At 58.0% G+C, this 23,934-nt stretch carries 18 protein-coding genes and 5 pseudogenes; 7 read left to right on the top strand and 16 right to left on the bottom strand.

Translation table 11 applies throughout. The annotated features are described in order from the left end of the window. Positions 1-156 precede the first annotated feature (156 nt). The gene (locus MUN84_RS05520; RefSeq protein ID WP_244696987.1) at positions 157-333 is read right to left on the bottom strand and encodes a hypothetical protein; all 177 of its coding nucleotides are present in this window, start codon (positions 331-333) and stop codon (positions 157-159) included. Then, positions 330-1,103 (bottom strand): hypothetical protein, encoded by a 774-nt coding sequence (locus tag MUN84_RS05515; protein WP_244696986.1) that lies wholly within the window; start codon positions 1,101-1,103, stop codon positions 330-332. Before MUN84_RS05515 ends, MUN84_RS05520 begins: the two co-directional genes overlap by 4 nt. Before the next feature lie 113 nt (positions 1,104-1,216). Here MUN84_RS05515 and MUN84_RS05510 point away from each other — a divergent pair. Together MUN84_RS05510 and kdsA are read left to right on the top strand one after the other, a co-directional pair. Next, positions 1,217-1,714, top strand: a pseudogene (locus MUN84_RS05510) (methyltransferase domain-containing protein); the annotation flags it as partial. Between the two features lie 189 nt (positions 1,715-1,903). Continuing rightward, positions 1,904-2,728, top strand: coding sequence for a 3-deoxy-8-phosphooctulonate synthase (gene kdsA, locus MUN84_RS05505; RefSeq protein WP_244698671.1), 825 nt, complete (start codon positions 1,904-1,906; stop codon positions 2,726-2,728). Positions 2,729-3,191: 463 nt separating this feature from the next. Here kdsA and MUN84_RS05500 read toward each other — a convergent pair whose 3' ends face one another. Continuing rightward, the gene (locus MUN84_RS05500) at positions 3,192-4,022 is read right to left on the bottom strand and encodes an O-methyltransferase (protein ID WP_244696985.1); all 831 of its coding nucleotides are present in this window, start codon (positions 4,020-4,022) and stop codon (positions 3,192-3,194) included. 183 nt (positions 4,023-4,205) lie between these two features. After that, a complete protein-coding gene (gene apaG / locus MUN84_RS05495; RefSeq protein ID WP_188559201.1) occupies positions 4,206-4,592 on the bottom strand; it encodes a Co2+/Mg2+ efflux protein ApaG in 387 nt (128 codons plus the stop codon). Between the two features lie 111 nt (positions 4,593-4,703). Between apaG and ung the strand changes: the two are divergent. After that, positions 4,704-5,368 (top strand): annotated as a pseudogene (gene ung, locus MUN84_RS05490) (uracil-DNA glycosylase). Between the two features lie 189 nt (positions 5,369-5,557). Here ung and lepB read toward each other — a convergent pair. From lepB to MUN84_RS05460, 7 genes and pseudogenes are all read right to left on the bottom strand, one after another. After that, positions 5,558-6,763: pseudogene (lepB, locus tag MUN84_RS24445) on the bottom strand (signal peptidase I). A gap of 160 nt (positions 6,764-6,923) precedes the next feature. After that, positions 6,924-7,004, bottom strand: coding sequence for a hypothetical protein (locus MUN84_RS23605; RefSeq protein WP_317239197.1), 81 nt, complete (start codon positions 7,002-7,004; stop codon positions 6,924-6,926). A gap of 79 nt (positions 7,005-7,083) precedes the next feature. Continuing rightward, positions 7,084-7,641, bottom strand: coding sequence for a 4-hydroxy-tetrahydrodipicolinate reductase (locus MUN84_RS05480; protein ID WP_317239127.1), 558 nt, complete (start codon positions 7,639-7,641; stop codon positions 7,084-7,086). A gap of 67 nt (positions 7,642-7,708) precedes the next feature. Then, positions 7,709-8,172 (bottom strand): annotated as a pseudogene (locus tag MUN84_RS05475) (DUF5683 domain-containing protein). Positions 8,173-8,569: 397 nt separating this feature from the next. After that, a pseudogene (locus tag MUN84_RS05470) lies at positions 8,570-9,525 on the bottom strand (ParB/RepB/Spo0J family partition protein). A 257-nt stretch (positions 9,526-9,782) separates the two neighbouring features. Then, entirely contained in the window at positions 9,783-10,598 is an 816-nt protein-coding gene (locus MUN84_RS05465; protein WP_188559207.1) for a ParA family protein, read from the bottom strand. A gap of 103 nt (positions 10,599-10,701) precedes the next feature. Continuing rightward, positions 10,702-11,382 carry a metal-dependent hydrolase gene (locus tag MUN84_RS05460; protein ID WP_244696984.1) on the bottom strand — a complete coding sequence of 227 codons (681 nt, stop codon included), beginning with the start codon at positions 11,380-11,382 and terminating at the stop codon, positions 10,702-10,704. Between the two features lie 86 nt (positions 11,383-11,468). Between MUN84_RS05460 and MUN84_RS22860 the strand changes: the two genes are divergently transcribed. After that, entirely contained in the window at positions 11,469-11,900 is a 432-nt protein-coding gene (locus tag MUN84_RS22860) for an ABC transporter substrate-binding protein (protein WP_262920654.1), read from the top strand. Then, positions 11,860-13,140, top strand: a complete 1,281-nt coding sequence (locus tag MUN84_RS05455) for an ABC transporter substrate-binding protein (RefSeq protein ID WP_262920653.1) — start codon at positions 11,860-11,862, stop codon at positions 13,138-13,140. The genes MUN84_RS22860 and MUN84_RS05455 overlap by 41 nt, the downstream gene beginning before the upstream one ends. A gap of 438 nt (positions 13,141-13,578) precedes the next feature. On the opposite strand, the gene yidC is transcribed toward MUN84_RS05455, so the two are convergent. After that, positions 13,579-15,468 carry a membrane protein insertase YidC gene (gene yidC, locus MUN84_RS05450; protein WP_262920652.1) on the bottom strand — a complete coding sequence of 630 codons (1,890 nt, stop codon included), beginning with the start codon at positions 15,466-15,468 and terminating at the stop codon, positions 13,579-13,581. 322 nt (positions 15,469-15,790) lie between these two features. Continuing rightward, on the bottom strand, positions 15,791-17,455 hold the full coding sequence (locus MUN84_RS05445) for a CTP synthase (RefSeq protein ID WP_244696982.1): 1,665 nt from the start codon (positions 17,453-17,455) through the stop codon (positions 15,791-15,793). A gap of 161 nt (positions 17,456-17,616) precedes the next feature. Here MUN84_RS05445 and MUN84_RS05440 point away from each other — a divergent pair, with 161 nt between their 5' ends. Beyond that, complete coding sequence (locus tag MUN84_RS05440; protein WP_244696981.1) at positions 17,617-18,525, top strand: NAD(P)/FAD-dependent oxidoreductase; 909 nt, start codon at positions 17,617-17,619, stop codon at positions 18,523-18,525. A gap of 95 nt (positions 18,526-18,620) precedes the next feature. Here MUN84_RS05440 and MUN84_RS05435 read toward each other — a convergent pair whose 3' ends face one another. Beyond that, positions 18,621-19,682: a Gfo/Idh/MocA family oxidoreductase gene (locus MUN84_RS05435; protein ID WP_317239126.1), complete on the bottom strand. Its 1,062-nt coding sequence runs from the start codon at positions 19,680-19,682 to the stop codon at positions 18,621-18,623. Continuing rightward, positions 19,649-20,056 (bottom strand): hypothetical protein, encoded by a 408-nt coding sequence (locus tag MUN84_RS23600; protein ID WP_317239125.1) that lies wholly within the window; start codon positions 20,054-20,056, stop codon positions 19,649-19,651. The genes MUN84_RS05435 and MUN84_RS23600 overlap by 34 nt, the downstream gene beginning before the upstream one ends. 328 nt (positions 20,057-20,384) lie before the next feature. On the opposite strand from MUN84_RS23600, the gene MUN84_RS05430 reads away from it, so the two are divergent. After that, positions 20,385-21,746, top strand: a complete 1,362-nt coding sequence (locus tag MUN84_RS05430) for a D-alanyl-D-alanine carboxypeptidase/D-alanyl-D-alanine-endopeptidase (RefSeq protein WP_244696980.1) — start codon at positions 20,385-20,387, stop codon at positions 21,744-21,746. Between the two features lie 183 nt (positions 21,747-21,929). Here MUN84_RS05430 and serA read toward each other — a convergent pair whose 3' ends face one another. Beyond that, complete coding sequence (serA, locus tag MUN84_RS05425; protein WP_244696979.1) at positions 21,930-23,831, bottom strand: phosphoglycerate dehydrogenase; 1,902 nt, start codon at positions 23,829-23,831, stop codon at positions 21,930-21,932. Positions 23,832-23,934 lie beyond the last annotated feature (103 nt).

The raw sequence follows: 23,934 nt of genomic DNA, 5'->3' as shown, positions 1-23,934 counted from the left end.
GTTTATACGGATGTGCTCTACGTCCTGCATACTTCCAAACAAGAAAGGCCTTCCAGATGGAAGGCCTTTCTTGTTGTCCTACTCTATCATGCTACTTTGCCCGCAGGAGGCTAGAAAGAATGCGTGGCATTCGATAAATCGGGCTAAATCCGTGATTTATTTAAGCGTGAAGGTGGTTTTGCCAATCATTACGCCGCCTTCATACAGCTCTACGGTGTGGAGGCCGGTTTTGTAGCCGGCACCTTTAGCGTACAGAAATTGCACGGGCTGACGGGTGTTGTCGAATACGAGGTCTTGTTTGGCAGTGTAAAATGCCTCGGCGCCATCAATCATGAAGGTGCCGCCCCGGTGCTCAGGTTGTATAAGGCGGCGCCGTCGGGCTCAATCAGACGCATCAGAATCTGCTTGGTTTCCTTCGGCGACACGTCGTTGCGAGCGAGGTTGAAGGTTACCTTAATTTTCTCGACACGCTTAGCTTTGAACTCGTTGTCTTCATCCGACTTTTCTTTCTCGCGGCTGTTGACAACTCCCACCCGAATGTTTTCAGCTTGCAGACGGGAAGCAATAGTTACCTTCTCGTTGAGCTCCTGGTTGGAGCGCACTACCGTTGAAATAGTGTCCGTAAGCTTGTTTTGGCGCTCTTTCAGCGTGGTCGTCTCGGTATACAGCGCTTCGTTGTCGGCTTTCAGCTGGGCAATTTCCTCGTCTTTCTTCCGCAGTTGGGCCTCGAAGTTGGTGGCGCGCTGCTTGAACCGATTCTGCTCGGCAATGCTGAAGCTACCGGCCCGGAAGGAGCGGAGCTTCAGCAGGTCGGCGTTAATTTGGGCCAGCTTGGCTTCCAGCGAGTCATTGGCCAGGCCCATGCCCTGCACTTCCTGGCTTTGCCGCTCGTAATCGGCTTTCAGGGCCTCATACTGCTTAATCTGCTCTTCCAGCTTGGCATCCTTGGTTACTACGTCGGCTTGGAGCTGTTCATTCTGCTTGGATTTCTGCTGATTCATGTAGAAAAGCAGGCCGTTGATGCCAAGCAGCACCAGAATCAGGGCCACAATCAGGAGGACGCGGTTGTTGTTCTTCGGCTCGGGGCTCTGGTCTTGTTCCATCGCAAGAGGGGTTAAGTGAGGCCCGGAGAGTCCGGGCGGAGGTAGTACCTTTAGGGCAAAAATAACGGAGTTCCGTACCCAGGCAAGTGCCGAAGGTACAACCTCGCTACAATATGCACCCGGATTCGCAACTTGACGCGGCGTATTGGCAGCAGCGCTACTTGGCCGGGCAAACCGGCTGGGATGCGGGCAGCATAACGCCACCGCTGCTGGATTATTTCAGGCAGCTAGGACTACCCGACGAGCGCCGCATCCTGATTCCGGGCGCCGGCCGGGCTTACGAGGCCGAATACCTGCACCGCCAGGGCTGGCCCAACGTGTGGGTGGCCGATGTAGCGCCCGCGCCCCTGCACGACTTCCAGCAGCGCGTCCCGACTTTCCCGGCGGCTCATTTGTTGCAGCAGGATTTCTTCACCCTGGAGCCTACCCCGGCGTTTGACCTCATTGTGGAGCAGACCTTCTTTTGCGCCCTCGATCCTAGCCTGCGGCTGGCTTACGCCCGGCAGTGCGCGCACCTGCTGCGGCCCGGCGGCACCCTAATGGGCTTACTCTTCGATACAGAGTTCAGCCAGCCGGGCCCGCCCTTCGGTGGCTCCCGCGAAGAATATCGTGCCTACTTTGCGCCCTATTTCGACTTCGCTCATTTCGAGACGGCCACCAACTCCTTGCCCCACGCCGGGGCGAGAGTTGTTTATATGTTTAAAAAGGAAGCGGCTGCCGGGTTCTTACTAGCAACTCGCTCAACCGCTTTCCATTCATTTACTAGCTGCCACGCTTTAGGCGGCCCATCTTCGTCTACCATGATTCAAGCTCTTGCCAACGTTCTGCCCCATTTTCGCCACACCGATTCCGGTCAGTTTTTCCTGATGGCGGGCCCCTGCGTGATTGAGGGTGAGGACATGGCCCTACGTATTGCCGAGCAAGTCCGCACCCTTACCGATAAGCTGCAGATTCCCTACATCTTTAAGGGCTCTTACCGCAAAGCCAACCGCTCCCGCCTCGATTCTTACACGGGCATCGGCGACGAAAAAGCCTTGCGCATTCTGCAGAAAGTAGGGCGGGAAATCGGGGTGCCTACCGTGACGGACATTCACGAGTCGGAGGAAGCCGCGCTGGCCGCCGAGTACGTGGATGTGCTCCAGATTCCGGCTTTCCTGTGCCGGCAAACGGATTTGCTGGTAGCCGCCGCCAAAACCGGAAAAGTCGTGAACGTGAAGAAAGGACAGTTCCTGAGCGGCGAATCCATGCAGTTTGCCGTGGACAAGGTGCGCCAGTCGGGCAACGAAAACGTGATTCTGACCGACCGGGGCAACTCTTTCGGCTACTCCGACCTGGTAGTGGATTTCCGCAACCTGCCCGCTATGCGCGAGTTTGGCGTGCCGGTGGTAATGGACGTGACCCATTCCCTGCAGCAGCCCAACCAAAGCAGCGGCGTGACGGGCGGCAAGCCTCAACTCATTGAAACCATTGCCAAAGCTGCCATTGCCGTAGGCGCCGACGGCCTGTTTATCGAGACCCACCCCACGCCGGCCACCGCCAAATCGGACGGGGCCAACATGCTGGCCCTGGACCGGCTCGAAGATTTGCTCCTGAAGCTCACGCGCGTGCGCCAGGCCATCCGGTAGCCTAGTTGCGGGTGGGGAATCCTGGCAATTTGCTAGCCGGAAACCCCCAACGAACGGTATAACTTGTTTGCCAAAACATCCAGTATATTTGCTTCGTTGAAAACAAAAGTAGCAGGAAGCTTACCGCCCCCTGCTACCGTTACCGCTAAGGATTAAACAGGAGGTACAAACCTCCCATTCCGCCTAAAGCGGCCACTACCTTTACTACAAAAGTAGTGGTCACATGAATGGAGCATTGGAAACGAAGCCCATCCATGTCAGTACGACCCTGTCCCATACCAATGGATTTGAGGGTGGCCTAAACACCCTACTTATCCCGAAGCCCGTGCTACAACACGGGCTTCACTGCTTTTAAGGCAGCCGTGTTGGCGGGGTGACAACCGCACGTATGCCAAATATACTAGTATTCGGCGGCTTTGTTTTGCTATTTATTTTAGTAATTATCCTGCGGTTGAGCTTACCACTACGAAGCAAGCCATTCAACTCGCTCTAACAGGTTATCAAACGGGTTATCAAAACGAAGCGAAAAATGCTGTTTTGGCTGATTTCGGCGAAAGAAAACTAGGCCGATGAAAAACAGATCCACGGTAACGGTTACGTCGGGGTGCTGCTTGATAGTAGCCCAGGCCTGCTCCATTTCTTCGGACCAATGAATGTCATCCAGCACGAACACGCTTGAGTCGGTGCGGTAGCGGTTCAGCTGCTCGAAGTAGCGCACTGTGGGCTCGTAGCGGTGGTTGCCATCGAAGAAGGCAAAGTCGACGGGCGTGGGTAGTGCGGCGAGGGTAGGGGCCAGGGTATCATCCAAGTTGCCTTCAATGAGCTCCACGGCCGGCAGTTCCAGCTGCTGAAAGGTCTGGCGGGCAACGGCGGCAGTTTGAGGGCAGCCCTCGAAGGTGAGTACGCAGGCCCGCGAGTTGGCGGCGCTGAGGTAGGCGGTTGTCAGGCCCAGGGAGGTGCCCAGCTCCACAATGGTGCGTGGCTGAAAGTGGTTGACTAGGCGGAATAGCAACTGCCCCAGTTTGGGCGGCTTGGCGGCTGTCCGGGCAATATCGCGCAGGCGGCGGGTGCGGCCCGCCCCAGTGTGAGAGCCCGCTCCGAAGTCCCGCACCTGAATAGAGGTAGGGTCGGCTAACAGCTCCTGGCGCCGGGCTTCTACGGCATCATACGCAGCGAAATGCCCGCTGTGGTTGACTACGTGCGCGTACAGGCCGAATACAAACGGCGAATGGAGCCCGTGCGCGTTACCGGACCCGGCCAGAAAGCGGAGGTAGCTGAGAATCTGAAATAGCAACGGCGGAGAAGCGCAAGAACCCGGCGCGGGCGAGTTGTGATAAAATAAAGGAAACTGCTGGGGCGAAGATACAGCACGCGCCGTCGAAGCCGGCTAGGAAATTAGAGGGAGCAGCCAGGCACAAAAAAGCCGCCCCGAAAGCTCGGAGCGGCTAAAGGCGCAGGCTAGCATGCGCCAACTGCGCTAATTGAGGCGGTAGGGCACCACCAAAGTAAACTCCGGAATTTCGACCGTAAACTCGCTGCCATCCATGAGGCGCTCCATTTGGTAGGTGCCGCGCATCTTGCCCAGCCCCGACTTCAGGTTGCAGCCCGACACGTACTGGTGCGACTCGCCGGGCTCCAGCACGGGCTGCTGGCCCACTACGCCTTCACCCTCCACCTCCCGAACAACCCCGTTGGCGTCGTAGATGTACCAGTGACGACGCAGCAGTTTTACCGTGTATTCGCTGTCGTTGCGGATATCAATTTTGTAAGCAAAAACGTAGTGTTCCTGACCCGGACTGGAGTAGTCGGGTAGGTAGTTGGTGGTAACGCTAACGGTTACTCCCTGGGTGGAAATGGTATTCATAGCGCCTGGGGTACGGGTAGAAAAAGCTAACAGCCGTATGCGGAATTTGGTTTATCTACGTAGCCACTGCACTGCAAGGCCCACTCAACCGAAAAAATAATCCTCTCCCGTATGTCTGTAAAGATAGAAGAAAGCTGGCGCAAGGTCCTAGCGGCCGAATTCGAAAAGCCGTATTTCAACCACCTCATTGCCTTTGTAAAAGGCGAATACGCAACCGCCACGGTGTATCCGCCCGGCCCGCAGATATTTCACGCCTTCGACGCCTGCCCCTTTGATGAGGTGAAAGTGGTTATTCTAGGCCAAGACCCCTACCACGGCAAGGGCAGGCGCACGGCCTGAGCTTTTCGGTGGCTGAAGGCGTCCGGACTCCACCTTCCCTGCAGAACATTTTCAAGGAACTGCAGAGCGATTTGCCTGGTACCCCACCCGCTCCCAACGGCAACCTCGACCGATGGGCTCAGCAAGGTGTGCTACTGCTGAACGCCACCCTGACGGTGCGAGCTGGGGAGCCGGCCAGTCACCAGAAAAAGGGCTGGGAGCAGTTTACCGATGCCGTTATTCAACAGATTTCCGACCACAAGAAAAACGTCGTATTTATTCTCTGGGGAGCTTCCGCTCAGAAAAAAGGTGAAATCATCGACACCCGCAAACATTTGGTGCTCAAAGCCGCTCACCCCTCACCCTACGCCGCCGATCGGGGCTTTTTTGGCTCCCGGCCCTTCAGCCAAACCAATGCCTACCTAGAGCAACACGGTCAAGCTCCCATCAATTGGTAAAGCACAGTTCTAGCCGGATTTGTCGAATGCCACAGATTTGTTCTGCGTCCAACATGTCACAACAAAAAAGGGCCTTCCAGCTGGAAGGCCCTTTTTGTTCTTCAAGTTCTCTTTATCCGGCTTCAGAAGTGGATCATGTCTAGAACGAATCCGTGGTGGTATCCGACAAATCTGGTTAAATCCGTGATGTTAATTGACTAGGTCGAACAAGCGGTTCCAGCGGATTTTCTGGGCGAAGGAAGCAGTAGGATCTACGGACATCCAGATAAGCACGGCTTTGCCTACAATGTGGTCTTCGGGCACGAAGCCCAGAAGCGGGAGTCGAGCGAATTGTGGCGGTTGTCGCCCATCATGAAGTAGTAGTTCTGCTTAAACGTGTAGCTCTTCAGCGGCTGACCGTTCTGCAGAATTTGGCCGCTAGCATCCACGCTCATGCCTTCATTATGCTCGTAGCGCAGAATGATTTTCTGGTAGATGGGCGAGTTCTGCGGGGTAAGCTGCACCGTCTGACCCTCCTTCGGGATTTGCAAAGGCCCGTAGTTGTCCTTGTTCCAGGTAGGGAAGGGCGGGGTAGTTAGGGGCTGGCTGTAGGGCGAGTCGGGGTTGTTGGGGAACACCTGCTGGCGCTCGGGCTGGCCCACGGGCGTCTTCAAATCAATGATGCCCTTGATGTAAGGCTGCTGCTTGAAGTACTCGTAAGCAGCTTGGGTCATGTGCACCTCGTAGCCCAGCCCGTATTGGGCCGTCTGCATCTGAAATGGCATGCCATCGGGGAGCTTTGCTCCCACACACCAAAGCGCTTGAAGGCGTCGGCTAGGTCGTCGTTGGGCTGCGGTACTTGCAGAAAGTAGCTGCTCTGCATCTCCGGATAATTAGCAGCCTGCTTTCCATTCACAAACACTTGCCCCTGTTTAATTTCCAGCACGTCGCCGGCAATAGCAATGCAGCGCTTGATGTAGTTTGTGCGCAAGTCGGCGGGATGCTCCGCCTCGAAGGGCACGTTGAATACCACCACGTCGTTATTCTTCACCTCCGAAAAGCCCGGCAGACGGTAGCTCGGCAGCTGAATTAGGTCAGAGTAGCTTTTCAGGCTGGTCCCCAGATAGTTTGGTGCGTTAGGGGCACCTGCAGGGGCGTTTGGGGCGTGCGCGGGCCGTAGTGCAGCTTGCTCACGAATAGATAATCGCCCACCAGCAGAGAGTGCTCCATGGAGGGCGTCGGGATGGTGTAAGCCTCAAAGGTGGCCCAACGGATAAGCGTAGCCGCCACCACCGCAAACAAAATGGCATCGCCCCATTCCCTAACCACGCTCTTGCGCTTCTTAGGTTCTCCTGCGGGAGGCGCGGGCGCCGGCTTATTCTTCTCGAGGTATTTCTCCCAGGATTGTACTGCCATAATGAATCAGAGGCCAGAAAATACGAACAGCCGGCACGCGCCGGCCTCTCTCCGGATGAACGCCGGAAGATGCGAAATAATGCGGGAAGCGGTGAAGTTGCGCAAGGTGAAATTGTGAAAGAAGCATTTTTCACAATTTCACCTTGCGCAACTTCACCCATTACAAGCCCAGCAAGTCCTTCATGCCGAATACGCCCTGGCGACCGGGAAGCCACTCAGCCGCCAACAGCGCGCCCTGCACGAAGCCTTCGCGGGTATGGGCCTCGTGCTTAAGCTCAATGCTGTCGGCGGGGAGGAGTAAGTAACGATGTGGGTGCCTACTACCGCCCCTCGCGCTCCGAAAGAATGGCCAGCTCCGTGGGGGTAGTAGTTGTTTCGTTGCGCCACGTGGTTTTGCCGGGGAAATGACGCAGGATGCCTTCCGCCGTCGTTAGGGCCGTTCCGCTGGGCTGGTCCACCTTCTGGGTGTGGTGAATCTCCCGGACCTGCACATCGTAGCCACCAAACTGATGCATTTTGGCAGCTATGTATTCATTGAAGTGAAAGAACAGGTTTACGCCTACGCTGTAGTTGGAGGCATAGAACAGGGGGGTAGTCGTTTGCTGGCTCAAGGCCTGGGCCTCGGGAAAATGATGCAACCAGCCGGTGGAGCCGCATACTACCGGAATGCCCTGTTTCAGACAAGCTACCACATTTTGGAAGGCCGCGTCGGGATGGGTAAACTCGATGGCCGCGTCAACCTGCTCGGTTGTAAAGTCGGAGATGCGCACATCGGGCCGGGTAGGGTCCACGATGCCGGCTATCTGGTGGCCCCGGGCAATGGCCTGGGCTTCGATGGCCCGGCCCATTTTGCCGTAACCAATCAGGAGGAGCTTCATTGAAAAAATGCTGGCAGCGGACAGCTGGTTGCGGCGGCTGGGACAAGCAGCGCCGGAGGCAGGTGCGCTATTTTAAGTAGAAAGTTAGTGCCAGCCCTGTGCGTGGCACTGGTGAAGCAGAAGGAAGCAAGGCGGGGTCAAGACGCAAACTTAAATCTTCGCTGATGTCAAAGTCGCGCAAGTGGGCATCAACCAACGCGTCCAGAATGGTAATGCCGTAGGCTAGGGCCGTGTAAGCAATAAACGTGTCGCGGGAGGTACGGTAGTTATTCAGGCCCGTTTGGACGCCTTGATCCGTTACCTCGTCAACTAGGTTATTAGTAACCTGCGCTACCGTCTTGCCGGCGAGAAGTTCGTTTTTGGCCTTGGCGTAGGCCTTGTAGCGTATCTGGTAGAAGTACAAGCCGTAGCCCGTGCCCCAATGGCCCCGTACACCAAGGGCAGCTTCCAGTACTTGTGATTATATACCTGCCCGGCCCCCGGTAGCACCAAAGCCAGTAGAGCAGCCTTTTGCGGCCGGGTAACGCGCATCCCCAGCAACCGCTCCGTGCGCCGCGACGAATCGGGGACAGCCTGGGTAGCTACCCGGGCTGAATCGGGCCAGCCGTGACGGTTTGTGCCTGCGCACTCTTTCCCAGCAGCAGCACCAAACCAACCAGAAGCAGTAGCTGAAGGAAAAGACGTGAACAGTGCATAAATCGTGTTTCTGCTCGGGCCCACAACAAGGGGAAGGCTACGGACAGGTGAGGTTGACTACGCTTTCGAAACCCGGACCCTATGACTTCGGCTATAAAGCCTACCATCGGCTAACGCCTGGTTTGTCCGGTTAGTCTAACGGAAAGCAGGGAGGGCCGAAGAGCAGATTTTCGGCCCGCGCCCTGAAACCACCTGCGTAGCAGGCAAGCAGGTAGGCGCGGAACTAGAGGGTTTACGCGGGCTGCAGGATGTGCAGAATACGCTGCATGTCCTCTACTGAGTCGAAGGCAATTTTGATTTCGCCCCGACCTTGGGGCCCGGGCTTCACCATCACGCGGCTGCCGAAACGTTCCGAGAGGTGACGCTCGGCGCGCTTGAGTTCCGCCGGCGGTACTATTGGGGCTGCTGGTTGGGTAGGCTTCTTTTCCGTGTCGGGGGTAGCGCCGGCACCGGCGCGCACCAGCTGCTCCACCCGGCGCACGGAAAGGTCCTCATCCACGATGCGGCGGAACAGGTTGATCTGCTGCTCAGTATCTTCCACGTTTACCAGCGCCCGGGCGTGGCCCATGCTGATAACATTGTCGCGCAGGCCAATTTGGATATCGGGGGGAGCTTGAGCAGGCGCAGGTAGTTGGTAACGGTAGAGCGGTTTTTACCCACCCGGTCGCCCAACTCTTCCTGCTTCAGGTTACACTCACTCACGAGGCGCTGATAGCTCAAGGCAATTTCAATAGCGTTGAGGTTCTCGCGCTGAATGTTCTCGATGAGGGCCATTTCCAGCATCTGCTGGTCATCAGCCTTGCGGATGTAAGCCGGAATGGCATCGAGGCCGGCCAACTTGGAGGCCTGCAAACGCCGTTCCCCCGAAATAAGCTGGTAAGCATTCGTGCCGGTTTGGCGAACTGTAACGGGCTGAATGATGCCCTGCAGCTTGATGCTTTCGGCTAGCTCCTGCAAGGCCGCCTGGTCGAAGTGGGTGCGGGGCTGGTAGGGGTTGGCCTCAATCTGATTCACGGCAATCAGGCCCACCGAGTTGACGGGATGCGGAACCAAGCCCAGCCGCTCGCTTTTCTTCTCGTAGCTGCCCTCAATCAGTGCATTCAGTCCCCGGCCCAAGCCGCCAACCTTGCGCTTAGCGGCTGCGGAAGCCGCGGCCGGCGTATTTTTCTCTTCGTTTTTCTCTGACATACCTGCAATCAGCCCTCGCCCAATAGCACGGGGCGAAAGCGGGATTCAAAAATACACAAACGCCTGGGATGGCGGGGAAATTTTGTTCCACGCCTTTAAAAAACGTGAAACACTACCAGTCAGCTACCTATTGTTTAAGTACGGAAGGGTAATAGGCTGGCACAAGGCGATGCTGAAAAGAAAAAGCCCCGGCAAGATGGCACCTGTCGTTGAACGATTCAGTGCCGTCTTGCCGGGGCTAACCATCTGCGGTAGCGCTACGCGGCCGTGTCTTCCGCGGCCTGCTCCTGCTCGGGGTCAGCCGAAACCACGTTCTTCTCCACAATTTCGCGGGCCAGGTTGAGGTAGCTGATGCTGCCCTTGCTTTCCGCATCGTGCAGAATAACCGGAATACCGAAGCTCGGCGACTCCGACAGCTTCACGTTGCGCGGAATGATGGTATCGAAGACCAGCTGCTGGAAATGCAGCTTTACTTCCTCCACTACCTGGTTCGAGAGGCGCAGACGCACATCGTACATCGTGAGCAGAATCCCCTCAATCTCCAGTTCCTCGTTCAGGCGGCTCTGGATGATTTTGATGGTGTTAAGCAGTTTACCCAAACCTTCTAGCGCGAAGTATTCGCACTGTACCGGCACAATTACGGAGTGCGCGGCCGTGAGGGCGTTTACCGTAATCAGACCCAGGGAAGGGGAGCAGTCGATGATGATAAAATCGTACTGATCGGCTAGGGGGCGCAGGGCCTCCTTCATCTTCTCCTCCCGGTTGGGCAGGTTGATCATCTCAACCTCGGCCCCTACCAGGTCAATGTGGGAGGGAATCAGGTCGAGGTGGGGTAGCAGGGTTGTTTGCAGGATGATGTCCTGCACGTTAATCCCGTCTACCATGCACTCGTAAATGCTGTTCTGAATGTCCTTCGGGTCGAAGCCCACGCCGGAAGTGGCGTTGGCCTGGGGGTCGGCATCCACGAGCAGGGTCCGATATTCCAGCGCCGCCAGCGAGGCCGCGAGGTTGATCGAGGAGGTGGTTTTACCGACCCCGCCCTTTTGGTTGGCTACCGCAATGATTTTGCCCATGTGGTTGGAAGCTGGTGGCTAGCAGCGGGAAGCTGTTAGCTTGTCTCAGGTAATGCAAGAAATAAAAAAAGCTGGTAGCTAACCGAAGTGAGCTGCTTGCTTTTTACAGCGTAATCGTTTCGCCAATATTCAGCAGCACCAGCTCTTTGCCGGCCTGCTGGGCCTGGGTTTTGGCTTCTTCGTGGTTGATAACCAGGGGCGGGAACGTGTCGTAGTGCATCCCAATAACCTTGGGAGCACCCGTCCAGTCGGCCGCAATTAAGGCATCGTCCACGCCCATGGTGTAGTGGCCTCCAATGGGTAGGATGGCAAAGTCAAGCTGGTGCCGCTCCCCAATGATTTTCATGTCGTAAGTCAGAGCCGTGTCGCCGGCGAAGTAGAAGGTTTTGCCTTCGGTTTCGATGACAAAACCGGCCGCCAGTCCGCCATAGGACCCATCGGGTAGGGAGCTGGAGTGCGCGGCGGCTACCATTTTCACCGTGCCGAAGGGCAGCTTTACCGTGCCACCCAGGTTCATGGAGTAAGTAGCCTTCAGGCCTTTCTGCTCAAACCAGCCCAGCACTTCCACCATCCCGAGCAGGTCGGCACCGGTGCGCTTCCCGATTTCCTCCGCGTCGCCGACATGGTCGCCGTGGCCGTGGCTGAGCAGAATGAAATCTGCCTCAATTTTATCCACGTCCACGTTCTGAGCCAACGGGTTGTGGCGGATGAACGGGTCGAAAAGCACTTTGCTGCCACCGGCTTCGAGCAGGAAGCAAGCGTGGCCGTAGTAGGTCAGGTTCATAAAGAAAGGCTAGGTCGGCGCCGCAGGTGGGCCGCAAACCCCGGATGTGGGATACCTTTGCAAATATACACTGTTTCGCCGTTCCCATGCTCCCGTTTTCGCGCTGCGCCGCTGGTTCCGCTTTGCTCCTGACCGCCCTGCTGGCCGCCTGCTCGGGCCCTACCGCTACCACCGATGCGCGCCGGGTGTTTCGCTACAACCAACCCGAAGGCCTCACTTCCCTCGACCCCGCCTTTGCCCGCAACCAAGCCAATACCTGGGCTGTAACCCAGCTCTACAATGGGTTGGTTGAATTGGATGACAGCCTGAAGCCTGGCCCTTCCTTGGCCCGCCGCTACGACATTAGCCCCGACGGCCGGCGCTACACCTTCACCCTGCGCCCCAACGCGTTTTTCCACGATTCGGAGGTGTTTGCGGGTGGCAAGGGGCGGCGCGTTACGGCTCAAGATTTCGTGTACAGCTTCCGGCGGCTGCTGGATGGGGCACGGCCAGCCCGGGCGGTTGGATTTTCCGGGTAAAGTGCTGGAAAACAGCCAGGGCGAGCCGTCGGATACTTGCTTTGTAGCCGTGAATGACTCCACCCTGCGCATTCATTTGCAAGAGCCGTTCATTCCGTTTCTGGGCATCCTGACTATGCCTTACGCCTACGTGGTGCCGCGGGAGGCTGTGCAAAAGTATGGCAAAGACTTCCGGGAGCATCCGGTGGGCACGGGGCCGTTTCAGTTCAAGGAGTGGGACGAGGGCAACGCCATCATCTACCACCGCAACCCCACCTACTGGAAAAAAGACGCGCAAGGAAAACAGCTACCCTACCTCGATGCGGTGCAGATTAGCTTTATCCAGGACCGCAAATCGGAGTTTCTGACCTTTATGCAGGGCAAGCTGGATTTCGTGAGCGGTATCCGCAGCGGCTCCCGCGACCTTATCCTCTACCCCGATGGCACCGTGCGCGAAGACTTCCGGGGCAAGTTCCGCTTCCAGAAAGTGCCCTACCTTAATACCGAGTACCTGGGCATGCAGCAGGACCCCACCAACCTGCGCGGCGACAATGCCGAAACCGGCCGCGCCCTCCAGGACAAGCGCGTGCGCCAAGCCCTGAACTACGCTCTTAACAAGCCCGAGTTTCTGGCTTACTTCCTGAACAATGTGGGCAAACCCGGTAACTCGGGCTTCGTACCAGCTTCCCTACCTTCTTTCAGTGCTGCCCTAGTACCCGGCTACACCTACCAGCCCGACAAGGCTCGGCAGCTGCTTCGCGCCGCGGGCTACGGCCCCGGCAAACCCCTGCGCCTGCGCCTGAGCACGGTGGCCGAAACCAAGGAATACTGCGAGTACTACCAGAAAAAGTGGGCCGAAGTAGGCGTGCAAGTAGATATTGACGTCAACCAGGCCGCTGCCCATGGGGAGCTGATTGACAACGGCCGCGCCGCCTTCTTCACCCGCAGCTGGCTCGGCGACTACCCCGACGCGGAAAACTACCTGGCCCTGTTCTACAGCAAGAACTTCGCCCCAGCTGGTCCCAACAAAACCCACTTCAAAAGCGCCACCTACGACCAGCTCTACCAGCAGGCCAAACTGGAGCAAAACACCGAAAAACGCTACGCCCTCTACCAGCAAATGGACCGCCTTGTGGTAGAGGAAAGCCCCGTTATTGCCGTGTACTACGACGAGGTAGTGCGTCTAACCCAGAACAACGTACAGGGACTCACGCCTAACCCCATGAACCAGCTCGTGCTAGAGCGCGTGCGGAAAGAGTAGGTTTGGTTGTAGCAATAGGAGCAGTAGCAATAGAAGTAGCACCATTGTCATTTCTTCTGCTTCGGAATGACAGATGGGAGGAACTACTAACGTCAACTCAAAGACCGTCATGCAGAGCGGAGCGAAGCATCTCGCGTGTTGATGTTGCCAAATTAACTGTCATGCTGAGCGCAGCCGAAGCATCTCTACCGCTTCGTCTGAGCAAGCGTTGGAGTTAGCCAGAGGTAGAGATGCTTCGCTCCGCTCGGCATGACGGCCTTGTGCAATCCATAAGCCCTGACTGTTCACTCGGCCTAATTGACCTGAACTAGACAGGTTGCTGCAGAAAAGAACAACAGGCGGTACTGAGGGTTAGGGAGCTACCTCACTCTACATATAGACCACGTAAAACGACAACGCCCTGCTACCGGAAGGCAACAGGGCGTTGTCGTTTCTACGCTACTGCTCCGAATTACGAGCGGCGCGTTTTGCGGGGCGCTTGGGCGAAATATCCGAGGCACCGGTGCCGGGCTCAGTGTCAGAATCATCTGTATCATCGGCGGCGGTGTTGCGGCCGGCCTGGCGAGTCTGGGCTTCTTTCTCCTGGGCGGCTTTCATGGCGTCGGCGAGGCGGGCACCCAAGCCGGAGGGCTTCTTGTCTTTGTTCTTCACTTTGTTGGCTTCCAACTTGGCGCGCACCTTAGTGTCGTCGACGAACCGGCGGGTGAGGGCCTGCTGGCCCAGAGTTACCAGGTTCGAAACCAGGTAGTACCAGGTCAGGCCGGCGGCGAAGTCGTTAAGCACGAAGAAGAACACCAGCGGCATGAGGTAGCTGTAAAACTTCATCGGGCCCTGCATGGCCGCTGGGTTGGCCTGGTTGCTCTGGTAAGTCATGGCCAGCGTCGAAATCGTCATCAGCAGCGTGAACAAGCTGATGTGGTTGCCCAGGAACGGTACGTTGAAGGGCAGCTTAATCAGGTCGTCGTAGGTGCTCAGGTCCTTGGCCCACAGGAAGTGCTCCTGCCGTAGTTCGATGGCATTGGGGAAGAACTGGAACATGGCGAACAGGATCGGGATAGTCAGCAGCGTGGGCACGCAGCCGCTCAGCGGCGAGACCCCCATGGTCTGGTAGAGCTTCATTTGCTCCTGCTGTTGCTTCATCTGGTCGTCAGGGTACTTCTCCTTGATGGCGTCCAGCTCGGGCTTGAGCACCTTCATGCGGGCCTGCGACTCATACGTTTTATAGGTCAAGGGCCAGGTCACTAGCTTAATCAGCACCACCAGCAGGGCGATGATGATGCCGTAGCTGCTCACAAATTTCTCCAGCACGTGGAACACGGGCAGAATCACGAACTGGTTAACCCAGCGGAACAAGCCCCAGCCCAGGTACACGTTCCGGTCGAAGCCGGGCGTTACTTCCTTCAGGATGTTATAAGCGTTCGGCCCGAAATAGAAGCGAAAGTTAGCCTTGCCCTGCTGCACGTCGGCAGCTGGAATGCTCAAAGTAGAGCTCAAGGTCTTGAGGTAGGTCGTGTCCTCCAGGTTCACCGAGGAGTTGAACTGCCCGTTGCTGAACTGGTTATCGGCAATGATGCCGGCCACGAAGAAGTCGTGCTTGTGGGCGGCCCACTTCACGGGTTCCGTAATCTTTATTTCCTCCGGGTTTTCGGAGGCCTCGGTCAGGGCGGCATGGTCGCCGGAAGCGAGGTAGTGGTTGATGGTGGTGTGGTTGCGGTTCTGCTTGGCCACCTGCTCGGTCTGGCGCACCCGGTCGAGGAAGGTGAACGTTACCGGCTCCTGGGCTAGGGTCGCCGTCAACCCGTTGAAGCGCAGCTTGTAGCCTACCTCAAAGCTATTAGCGGGTAGTGAATATAACTGCTCGATCTGGCCGCCGGCCACGTCGGCCACGAAGCGCAGTTCGTTGCTACCCTGAGGCTCAGGGCGGAAGTACAGGTCAGAAAGCTTGATCTGGCGGCCGTCGGTGGTGCGGAAGCGGGTGTCCAGCTGGGCGCTCTGGGCATCGAGCAAATCCAGGGGCTGGCCCCGGAAGGTCTTGTACTTGTTCAGGCGCACGGCCTCAATCCGGCCGCCTTTCGACGAGAAGGTAATCGTCAGGTTCTCGTTTTGCAGCTGAGCGGTTTGGGCAGTGCCCTGGGCCGCGGCGGCAAACGAGCCAAGCTGCTGGGCCAGAGCCGCCGAATCGGGAGCTGCCGGAGTGGCACCAGGCGCGGCCGCGGCAGTTTTGGCGGGCTGCAGCGCGGGCTCGGGTTTCGGCTTGGGCGCGAACTGCAGGTAAATCAGAAGCAAGGCAGCCATCAGGAAGATGCCTATTGCTGAATTTCGGTCCATTCAAATACTAGTGAAGGCGAATAAAGAAGAGAAGGTATGCCGCCAGCAAAAATCCGGCGCCGCTGCCGCAAAGGTCGGACTTGTCAGGCGAATATTTTTCGCGGCGGCACTTTTGTCAGGTGGAAAGGCGAAATAGAGGGGTAGGTAGAAGAGAAAGTGAGTCAGCTACAGCCAGAAAATGCAAAAAGAACGTCATGCCGAGGCGCAGCTGTAGCATCTCGCGTGCTGACGTTGTAGTGCTAACTCAACGACTCGGGCGAGATGCTTCGGCCGCGCCTCGGCATGACGAACAACTAGTGAGTGGATGAGATGTACCAGCTCACTAGTTTATCATTTCACCGCTGCTACCCTTGCGGTTCTGGATAGCGGCGCGCACGAAGCGCACGAACAGCGGGTGGGGGCTCTGGACGGTGCTTTTCAGCTCGGGGTGGAACTGCCCGGCCACAAACCACGGGTGGTTGGCTAGCTCTACTACTTCCACCAGCCCAGTTTCGGGATTGAGGCCCGAGGGAATCATGCCAGCTTCCTCGTACTGCTTCAGGTACTCGTTGTTGAACTCGTAGCGGTGCCGGTGCCGCTCACTGATGTGGTTACGGCCGTAGGCTTTGGCTGCTTTCGAGCCCCGGCGCAGCTCACAGTCGTAGGCCCCGAGGCGCATGGTGCCGCCCTTCTGGGTGATACTTTTCTGCTCCTCCATCATGGCAATGACGGGAGCCGGCGTCTGGGCGTTCATCTCCGTAGACGAGGCTTCGGGCAGGCCCAGCACGTTGCGGGCAAACTCTACTACCGCTACCTGCATGCCCAAGCAGATGCCGAAAAACGGAATGTTGTTCTCGCGCACGTGCTTGACGGCCAGAATCTTGCCTTCGAAACCCCGCTCGCCAAAACCAGGTGCTACCAGCACGCCATCCACGCCGTGCAGCAGTTGGGCCACGTTGTCGGGGTTGATGTGGTCCGACTGAATGCTGCGCACCGTCACTTTGCACTCATTCTGGGCACCGGCGTGCACAAAGGCCTCATTAATAGACTTATAGGCGTCGGGTAGCTCTACGTATTTACCTACCAGGGCAATGGTCACTTCCTCGGTGGGGTTTTTCAAGCGGCCCAGGAAGTCTTTCCAGGCTTCCAAGTCAGGTTGGGGCGCGCCGCCTTGCAGCTTCAGCTTCTTGATAACCCGCTCATCGAGGTGCTCCTTCAGCATGAGCAACGGCACGGAGTAGATGCTGTCCGCGTCCAGGCTCTCGATTACGGAGTTAATGTTGACGTTGCAGAACAGGGCAATTTTGCGGCGCATTTCGGCCGGAATCGGATACTCGGAGCGGCACACCAGAATGTCGGGCTGCAGGCCGGCGCTGCGCAAGTCGCGCACCGAGTGTTGGGTGGGCTTGGTTTTCAGCTCGCCGGCCGCCTTGAGGTAGGGCAGCAGGGTGAGGTGAATAACCAGGGAGCTGTTTTCGGGTAGCTCCCAGCGCAACTGGCGCACCGACTCCACGAAGGGCAGCGACTCAATATCACCAATGGAGCCCCCGATTTCGGTAATCACTACGTCGAAGTCGCCAGTCTGGCCCAGCAGCAGCATGCGCCGTTTAATCTCGTCGGTAATATGGGGCACCACCTGCACGGTCTTACCGAGGTAGGCGCCCTCGCGCTCCTTCGTGATGACGTGGTCGTAGATGCGGCCGGTCGTGACGTTATTGGCCTGGGAGGTCGGTACGTTCAGGAACCGCTCGTAGTGGCCCAGGTCGAGGTCGGTTTCGGCCCCGTCGTCCGTGACGTAACATTCGCCGTGCTCATAGGGGTTGAGCGTGCCGGGGTCGATGTTGATGTAGGGGTCGAACTTCTGGATGGTGACGCGGAAGCCGCGGGCCTGCAGCAGCTTGGCCAAGGAGGCCGAGATGATGCCTTTGCCCAGCGAGGAGGTCACTCCACCGGTGACGAAAATGTACTTGGCCGTTGCAGCCGTGGGGGTAGGGGTTCGGTCTGGCATAACGGGAAACAAAGTTAGCGGATATATCCGGGGCCGCTCACGAAACTTTGTGCTACACGCGAAAAGCGGGACCAAGGCTAGAGGGAACGGGTCTATAAATGCAACAATGTTTCATATATTTACCTTAGTTTTACTTACCTACCTCTAGGACCTCGGCTCGTATGAAAACTGACTTTGTTGCTGACGTAGTAATAATTGGGGGTAGCACGGCCGGCTTAAGTGCAGCTCTTACCCTAGGCCGCGCCATGCGCCGGGTAGTGGTGCTGGATGGCGGCCAGCCCTGCAACCGCCAAACCCCGCATTCGCACAATTTTTTCACCCGCGACGGTGAAACGCCGGCCCAACTGCTGGCCCTGGGTCGCGCGCAGCTACAAGCTTACCCAACCGTGCACCTGCAAACAGCTACCGTGACGCAGGCAGCAAGAAAGGACGATCTGTTTCAGCTTACTACCGCTGAAGGGCAAACCTTTTGGGGGAGGCGGGTGCTGCTAGCTACCGGCGTACACGACCAGCTGCCGCCGGTGCCTGGCTTTGCCGAGAGCTGGGGAATATCGGTGCTGCACTGCCCCTATTGCCACGGCTATGAGGTAAGCGGGCAGGCGCTGGGGGTACTTGGCAACGGGGACATGGGCTTTGAATTTGCCCGCCTTATTCGCCACTGGACGCCCGATTTGCAGCTGTTTACCAACGGCCCGTCCACGCTGTCGGCGGCCCAGGTCACCCAACTCGTTGCGCATGGGGTAAGGATAGTGGAAGCGCCGCTGATTGAAATTGAGCACAGTAAGGGCCAGCTGCACCACCTCCGCTTGGCAGGAGAGCTGCGGCGGCAGCTCACGGCGCTGTATGCCCGCGTGCCGTTTGTACTACCGGGCACCTTGGCTCAACAGTTAGGCTGTGAACTGACTGAGCAAGGGCTTATTCGGGTAAATGAAGTGGGGCAAACCTCCGTGCCGGGCGTGTCGGCGGCCGGCGACAATAGCATCCCCATGCGGCAGTTGGCGCTAGCCGCCGCTAATGGCTCTAAAGCGGGCGCCTTTCTCAATAATGAACTAATTGAGAAAGAATTTTAAGCGGCAACCAAGCGCCAGCAGGCCTCCAGGGCCCACCAGAACAGCTGTTCTGGTGGGCCCTGGAGGCCTGCTGGTAGTCGACTATACTATGCTTTTTACGCCTGCTTCGGTTCGGGGCCCCGGAATACATCGGTGCCTTGCACTGGCGTCAGCTTTACCGGGCGGCCCTCACGGGCCGATTGGTAGATGGCCTCCATGATGCGCTGGTCCTGCAAGCCTTCCTCGCCGGGAGTGTGGGGCGGCTTGTCTTCCAGCACGCACTCCGAAAAGTGGTCCATTTCAGCGGCAAACTGGTTCTTCTCGCTCAGCACCACCTGGTTTTTCATCTTAGCGGGCCCTTCGGCGTGGGATGTTTGCAGCTGCTGGCCGGTGTAGGCGTAGGCGTTATCCACGTGAATCCAGCCTCGCTCGGTGTTCACGCGGTAAAACCGGGAATCGTGGGTATTGTAGTGGGTAATGCAGTTGACAATGATGCCGTCGGGGAAGCGCATCTGCCACGACATGGCTTCCTCTACCTCCTTGAACAAGGGGTTGCCGGGTGTGCTGTAGGAATAACCAAACACTTCGGTAGGCTCCGTGCCCAGCACAAAACGGCTGGTATTGAGACAGTAGAGGCCAATATCGGGGAGGGCACCGCCGCCGGCCAAGTCCTGTTTGTGGCGCCAGTGGTCGGGGTTGGCGGAGCTCTGGCTGTTCTGGGCTTCGATGTACTTGGGCTTGCCAAACTTGTTGCCGCGCACCATCTCCTTCACCTGCCGGTTGTAAGGCTCGTACTGAATGCGGTAGGCCACCATGAGCTTTTTATTGGCTTTTTTGCAGGCCGCAATCATGGCCTCGCACTCGGCCGAAGAGTTGGCCATGGGCTTTTCGCAGAGGATGTGCTTGCCGGCCTGGGCCCCCCGGATGGTGTACTCGGCGTGCATGGAGTTAGGTAGTACAATGTAAATAACCTGCACTTCGGGATTGTCCTTGAGCTTATCGTAATCCTGGTAGCTGTAGCAGCTTTCGGGCTTGATGCCATATTGCTGAGCCACTTTCTTAAGCTTCTCCGGTGAGCCGCTGACCAAGGCCACCGGCTTCGATTTTTTGCACTCTCCAAAGGCTGGCAGCAGCTCCTCCAGGGTTAGGTGGCCCAGGCCCACCAGGGCGTAACCCACGCGTTTGTCAGGCGGCAGGGGGTAGGCACCGGACCCGATTGTGGGTCCACGTCCGACTTCCAGGCTTCCAGTTCGATGGGCTTGTTCAGGTCGGCGGGTACCTTGGCCGGCGGCGACACTGCCTCGGAAGAAGGTATCTGCTGGCCACCTGGGGCCGCATACACGGTGCTGGCATCTACCTCCGAGGCGGGCGTGCCCGTAGTGGGGGTAGTAGCGGCCGAAGCGGAAGCCGACTTATCCTGGCAGCTGGCTAGCGTGCTAGTTGCTACGCCCACAGCTAGCCCGCGTCCGGCCAGGCTCAGAAACTCCTTGCGCGAAACCTCTTGGCTGGCGTGGCGCAACACGGTATGGAACAGTTCATTGGTGATGGACATAGAAGCAGGCTGTAGGTGATGGATATACCAACTCATACTGCCAGGTTCTGAGCGGGTTGCCTTTGCCCGCGGGGCCACCCCTACGAAATTATGGCTTCCCAAGGCGCGGGCTCGAGGAAATAACTGTCTATTGCCCGGGAATAGTTGGGTTTGAAACTGATTACGAGGCAAAACTGCCCTGGCGCGGATAATAGGTAAAAGCCCGTCATGCCGGGCGCAGCGAAGCATGATGGTAGAAACCTTTTACTACCCTCAAACAAGCGCAGCAGTTGAAAAGCGCGGTGGTTTTGCCCAAGTTGCGGGTGTTTTGCTTATCACTTCTGCCTTGATGCCGTTTTTTCGCTTGCTGCAACGCGCCTTGCTCGTGCTGCTGTACCTGCCGCTTGGGCTTCCTGTTACTGCCCAAATACTGCCCACTGCTACTCCTGCACCTGCTTCTGGTTTGCCGTGGCTAGAGCAGTTGCTTACTTCTTCGGCGGTGTTGCGGCGGCACCACGTGGGCGTGTGCCTGACGGATGTAGCCACGGGGCAACAGCTATTTGGGCTGAATGACGACCGATATTTCACCCCGGCCAGCACCATGAAGCTGTTCAGCCTCTACGCCGGGCTGCGCTTGCTACCCGATTCCTTGCCCAGTCTGCATTACGTGGTGCGCCCCGACAGCCTCGTGTTCTGGGGAACCGGCGACCCTACCCTGCTCCACGGCGACGTACCCTCCCGGCGGGCCTTTATCTTCTTGCAAAATAGGCCCGAAAAGCTGTTCTACGCCGAGGTGCCCACCGTTACCGCCTTCGGGCCGGGGTGGAGCTGGGACGACTACAACTACTACTTTCAGCCCGAGCGCGGGGCCTTTCCGGTGTACGGCCACACGGTGCGTTTTTACGGTAAACCAGGTCCGGCGCTACCCCACGTGCATCCGCGCTTCTTCCGGCCACTCACGGAAATGGCCCCAGCAGGAACCGCCAATCCGGCCGATGACCACGTGCGTCGGGTGCCGCTGGAAAACCGCTTCACCGTGTTTCCAGCCACGAAAAACTGGGTCGACGAAACACCGTTTCGAACGAGCTCGGCGCTGCTCCTGCAACTGCTTCAGGACACCCTGCGCCGCCCCGTGCTTCCCGTGCCGCTACGCCTGCGGCCCCAAGATGCGGTGTACACGCTGCGCGGGCTACCCGTCGATTCGCTCTATCGTCGCATGATTCGGGTGAGCGACAATTTCCTAGCCGAGCAGCTCCTGCTGCTGTGCTCCTCCTCGCTCCGCCTTGACTCCTTGAACACGGCCCGTACTATCCAAGTGGTGCAGCAGCGCTACCTCGCGGGCTTGCCCGATGCCCCAGTGTGGGTTGATGGCTCCGGCCTCTCGCGCCTCAACCTCGTGACGCCTCGTACGCTGGTGGCGTTGCTGCTGCGCCTGCATCAGGAGGTAGCGGAGCCGCGCCTGCTGAGCCTGCTGGCCGCCGGCGGCGGACAAGGTACTCTGCGTCGGCGCTACCGCCCCGTGGCGGGTAAACCTTGGCTGTGGGGCAAAACTGGTACGCTCACCAACAATCACAACTTAGTAGGCTACATTAGGACCAAGTCCGGTCGGCTGCTGGCCTTCAGCTTCCTGAACAACAACCTGCCCGGCGATGATGCTCCCGTACGCGCCGAGATGGAGAAGATCCTAGGCCAGGTTCGGGAGCGGCTGTAGAAACGGGGGTAAGATCTATCTTGTAAGAAGGCGTGTGAATTTATTTCACGAAGGCTGTCATGCAGAGCCGGAGACAAAGCATCTGGCGTGCTGACGTCTGAGTACTATGGCAACGACTGCACGCCGGATGCTTCGCCTCCGGCTCTGCATGACGGTCTAGTGAATCTTCTTAGGCACACGCCCTTAATACAGCACCCGGAACTTGATGGTGTGCTCTACCTTGCGCAGCTCCCCGATTACCTCCGGCTCGTACTGCTTGTCGATGTCGGTAATCACATAGCCGATGTGCTCGTTGGTTTTCAGGTACTGCCCCAGGATGTTGACGTGGTGTTGGGCCAGCACGTTGTTGATGCGGGCCAGCACGCCGGGCACGTTGTGGTGAATGTGGATGAGACGGTGGGCCTGCTGTTCGGGCAGCTGAATGTTGGGAAAGTTGACGCTCTGCTGGGTGTTGCCGGTATTCACGTACTGCATAATCCGCTCGGGCACGAACTCGGCAATGTTGCGCTGGGCCTCGGCCGTGCTACCCCCCACGTGGGGGGTGAGCAGCACGTTGGGCAAGCCGCGTAGTTCGCTCTCGAAGCTTTCCTGATTGGTTTTGGGCTCGTAGGGAAACACGTCGACGGCAGCGCCGCCCAGGTGGCCCGAGCGAAGCACGGCGGCCAGGGCGGGCACGTCCACCACGTGGCCGCGGCTGTTGTTGAGCAGCAGGGCGCCGGGCTTCATCATGGCCAGCTCCGTAGCCCCGATGAGGTTGGTGTTGGCCGGGCGGCCATCCACGTGCAGGGTGACGATGTCGGACTGGCGGAGCAGTTCCTCCAGGGTGCGGCACTTTACGGCGTTGCCGAGCTGCAGCTTCTCGGCCACGTCGTAGTACAGCACCTGCATGCCCACGGCCTCGGCCACTACCGAGAGCTGGGCGCCGATGTTGCCGTAGCCGACGATGCCCAGCTTCTTGCCCCGGATTTCAAACGACCCCTTGGCCGATTTATCCCACTCGCCCTCGTGCATTTTGGGGCTTTTCTCGGGGATGCGGCGGGCCAGCATGATGATTTCGCCCAGGGCCAGCTCCACCACTGAGCGGGTGTTGCTGAAGGGGGCGTTGAACACGGCCACACCCTTTTTCATGCAGCCCGTCAAATCAATCTGGTTGGTGCCGATGCAGAACGCCCCGATGCTGATGAGGCGGTTGGCAGCCTCCAGCACCCGTTGCGTTACCTGGGTTTTGCTCCGGATGCCCAGAATGCTCACGCCCTCAATCTGCTGCACTAGCTCGTCTTCGTCGAGGCCACCGGGCACGGTATCTACCTGGTAGCCTTCCTGGCGGAACAGCTCGGCGGCGCGCGGGTCGGGGTTTTCGAGCAGCAGAACTTTGATGCGGTTTTTGGGGTAGGAGAGGGTCATCGGGAGCTTGTTCTGGTAGAGAAATTCGTCGAAGGAAGGCAGCACCTCATCGGCGCGGGCTACTACGGCTGCGCGGTGCACGTTTTCGGTGAAGGCGTAGAAGCGGTTGGCCAGCCCAGCCTCCCGAATTTGGTAGTCGGTGTACCCGTCGCCGAGGGCGTACACGTCGCCGTCCAGGTCGAGCTGGCGCAACTGCAGAATCTTGCCCCCGTCGCGGCTGAGCACGTTTTCGGGGTCGAAGCCGGTAATGCGGCCCTCGGCATCGAAGGAGAAGGTATTGGCCAGCACGTGCGCGGCGTCGATGCCAAACTCGGCCACCACCGGCTCAATAAACTCCCGGAAGCCGCTGCTGACAATGTAAATGCGGCCCTGAAACTTCTCAAAAAAGCTGCGGTTACGCTGAATGCTTTCGGATACTTTGCCGCGCAGGCGCTCCACTAGCAGGGGCAGGTGCTCCCGCCGGGCCGGCAGCAGGGTCAGCCGCTGCTTCAACGACTCCGAGAAGTTTAACTCCCCGCTCATGCCCCGGTCCGTCAGGGCCCGGATGGCGCTTACTACCTCCTCCCGGTTCGGCTGACCTGTCAGGGCAATGTCGGCCAATTCATCGAGGCCTTCTACCTGCGTGAAGGTGCTGTCGAAATCGATAATGAGGTAGGGGAGTGGTTGCGGCTGGTTGGGCATAGTAAGGGGAGTTACATAACCGTTACATAAAAAAACAGATAGTATGGGATGGAAATGGCGTTTTTATATTCGCCAGTTACACAGCCGTTACATAAGATTTAGT

Source organism: Hymenobacter sp. 5516J-16 (assembly GCF_022919335.1).
GTDB lineage: Bacteria > Bacteroidota > Bacteroidia > Cytophagales > Hymenobacteraceae > Hymenobacter > Hymenobacter sublimis.
This window is presented reverse-complemented; position numbering and strand designations above follow the sequence as displayed.

What these genes read in the sequence shown, in the direction of transcription:
- MUN84_RS05455 (WP_262920653.1), top strand. Translation starts at nt 11,860, where the DNA reads ATGGGGCACGGCCAGCCCGGGCGGTTGGATTTTCCGGGTAAAGTGCTG.
- MUN84_RS23600 (WP_317239125.1), bottom strand. Translation starts at nt 20,056, where the DNA reads ATGTCCATCACCAATGAACTGTTCCATACCGTGTTGCGCCACGCCAGC.
- MUN84_RS05480 (WP_317239127.1), bottom strand. Translation starts at nt 7,641, where the DNA reads ATGAAGCTCCTCCTGATTGGTTACGGCAAAATGGGCCGGGCCATCGAA.
- kdsA (WP_244698671.1), top strand. Translation starts at nt 1,904, where the DNA reads ATGATTCAAGCTCTTGCCAACGTTCTGCCCCATTTTCGCCACACCGAT.
- MUN84_RS22860 (WP_262920654.1), top strand. Translation starts at nt 11,469, where the DNA reads ATGCTCCCGTTTTCGCGCTGCGCCGCTGGTTCCGCTTTGCTCCTGACC.
- serA (WP_244696979.1), bottom strand. Translation starts at nt 23,831, where the DNA reads ATGCCCAACCAGCCGCAACCACTCCCCTACCTCATTATCGATTTCGAC.
- MUN84_RS05440 (WP_244696981.1), top strand. Translation starts at nt 17,617, where the DNA reads ATGAAAACTGACTTTGTTGCTGACGTAGTAATAATTGGGGGTAGCACG.
- yidC (WP_262920652.1), bottom strand. Translation starts at nt 15,468, where the DNA reads ATGGACCGAAATTCAGCAATAGGCATCTTCCTGATGGCTGCCTTGCTT.
- MUN84_RS05465 (WP_188559207.1), bottom strand. Translation starts at nt 10,598, where the DNA reads ATGGGCAAAATCATTGCGGTAGCCAACCAAAAGGGCGGGGTCGGTAAA.
- MUN84_RS05520 (WP_244696987.1), bottom strand. Translation starts at nt 333, where the DNA reads ATGATTGATGGCGCCGAGGCATTTTACACTGCCAAACAAGACCTCGTA.
- MUN84_RS05445 (WP_244696982.1), bottom strand. Translation starts at nt 17,455, where the DNA reads ATGCCAGACCGAACCCCTACCCCCACGGCTGCAACGGCCAAGTACATT.
- apaG (WP_188559201.1), bottom strand. Translation starts at nt 4,592, where the DNA reads ATGAATACCATTTCCACCCAGGGAGTAACCGTTAGCGTTACCACCAAC.
- MUN84_RS05515 (WP_244696986.1), bottom strand. Translation starts at nt 1,103, where the DNA reads ATGGAACAAGACCAGAGCCCCGAGCCGAAGAACAACAACCGCGTCCTC.
- MUN84_RS05460 (WP_244696984.1), bottom strand. Translation starts at nt 11,382, where the DNA reads ATGAACCTGACCTACTACGGCCACGCTTGCTTCCTGCTCGAAGCCGGT.
- MUN84_RS05430 (WP_244696980.1), top strand. Translation starts at nt 20,385, where the DNA reads ATGCCGTTTTTTCGCTTGCTGCAACGCGCCTTGCTCGTGCTGCTGTAC.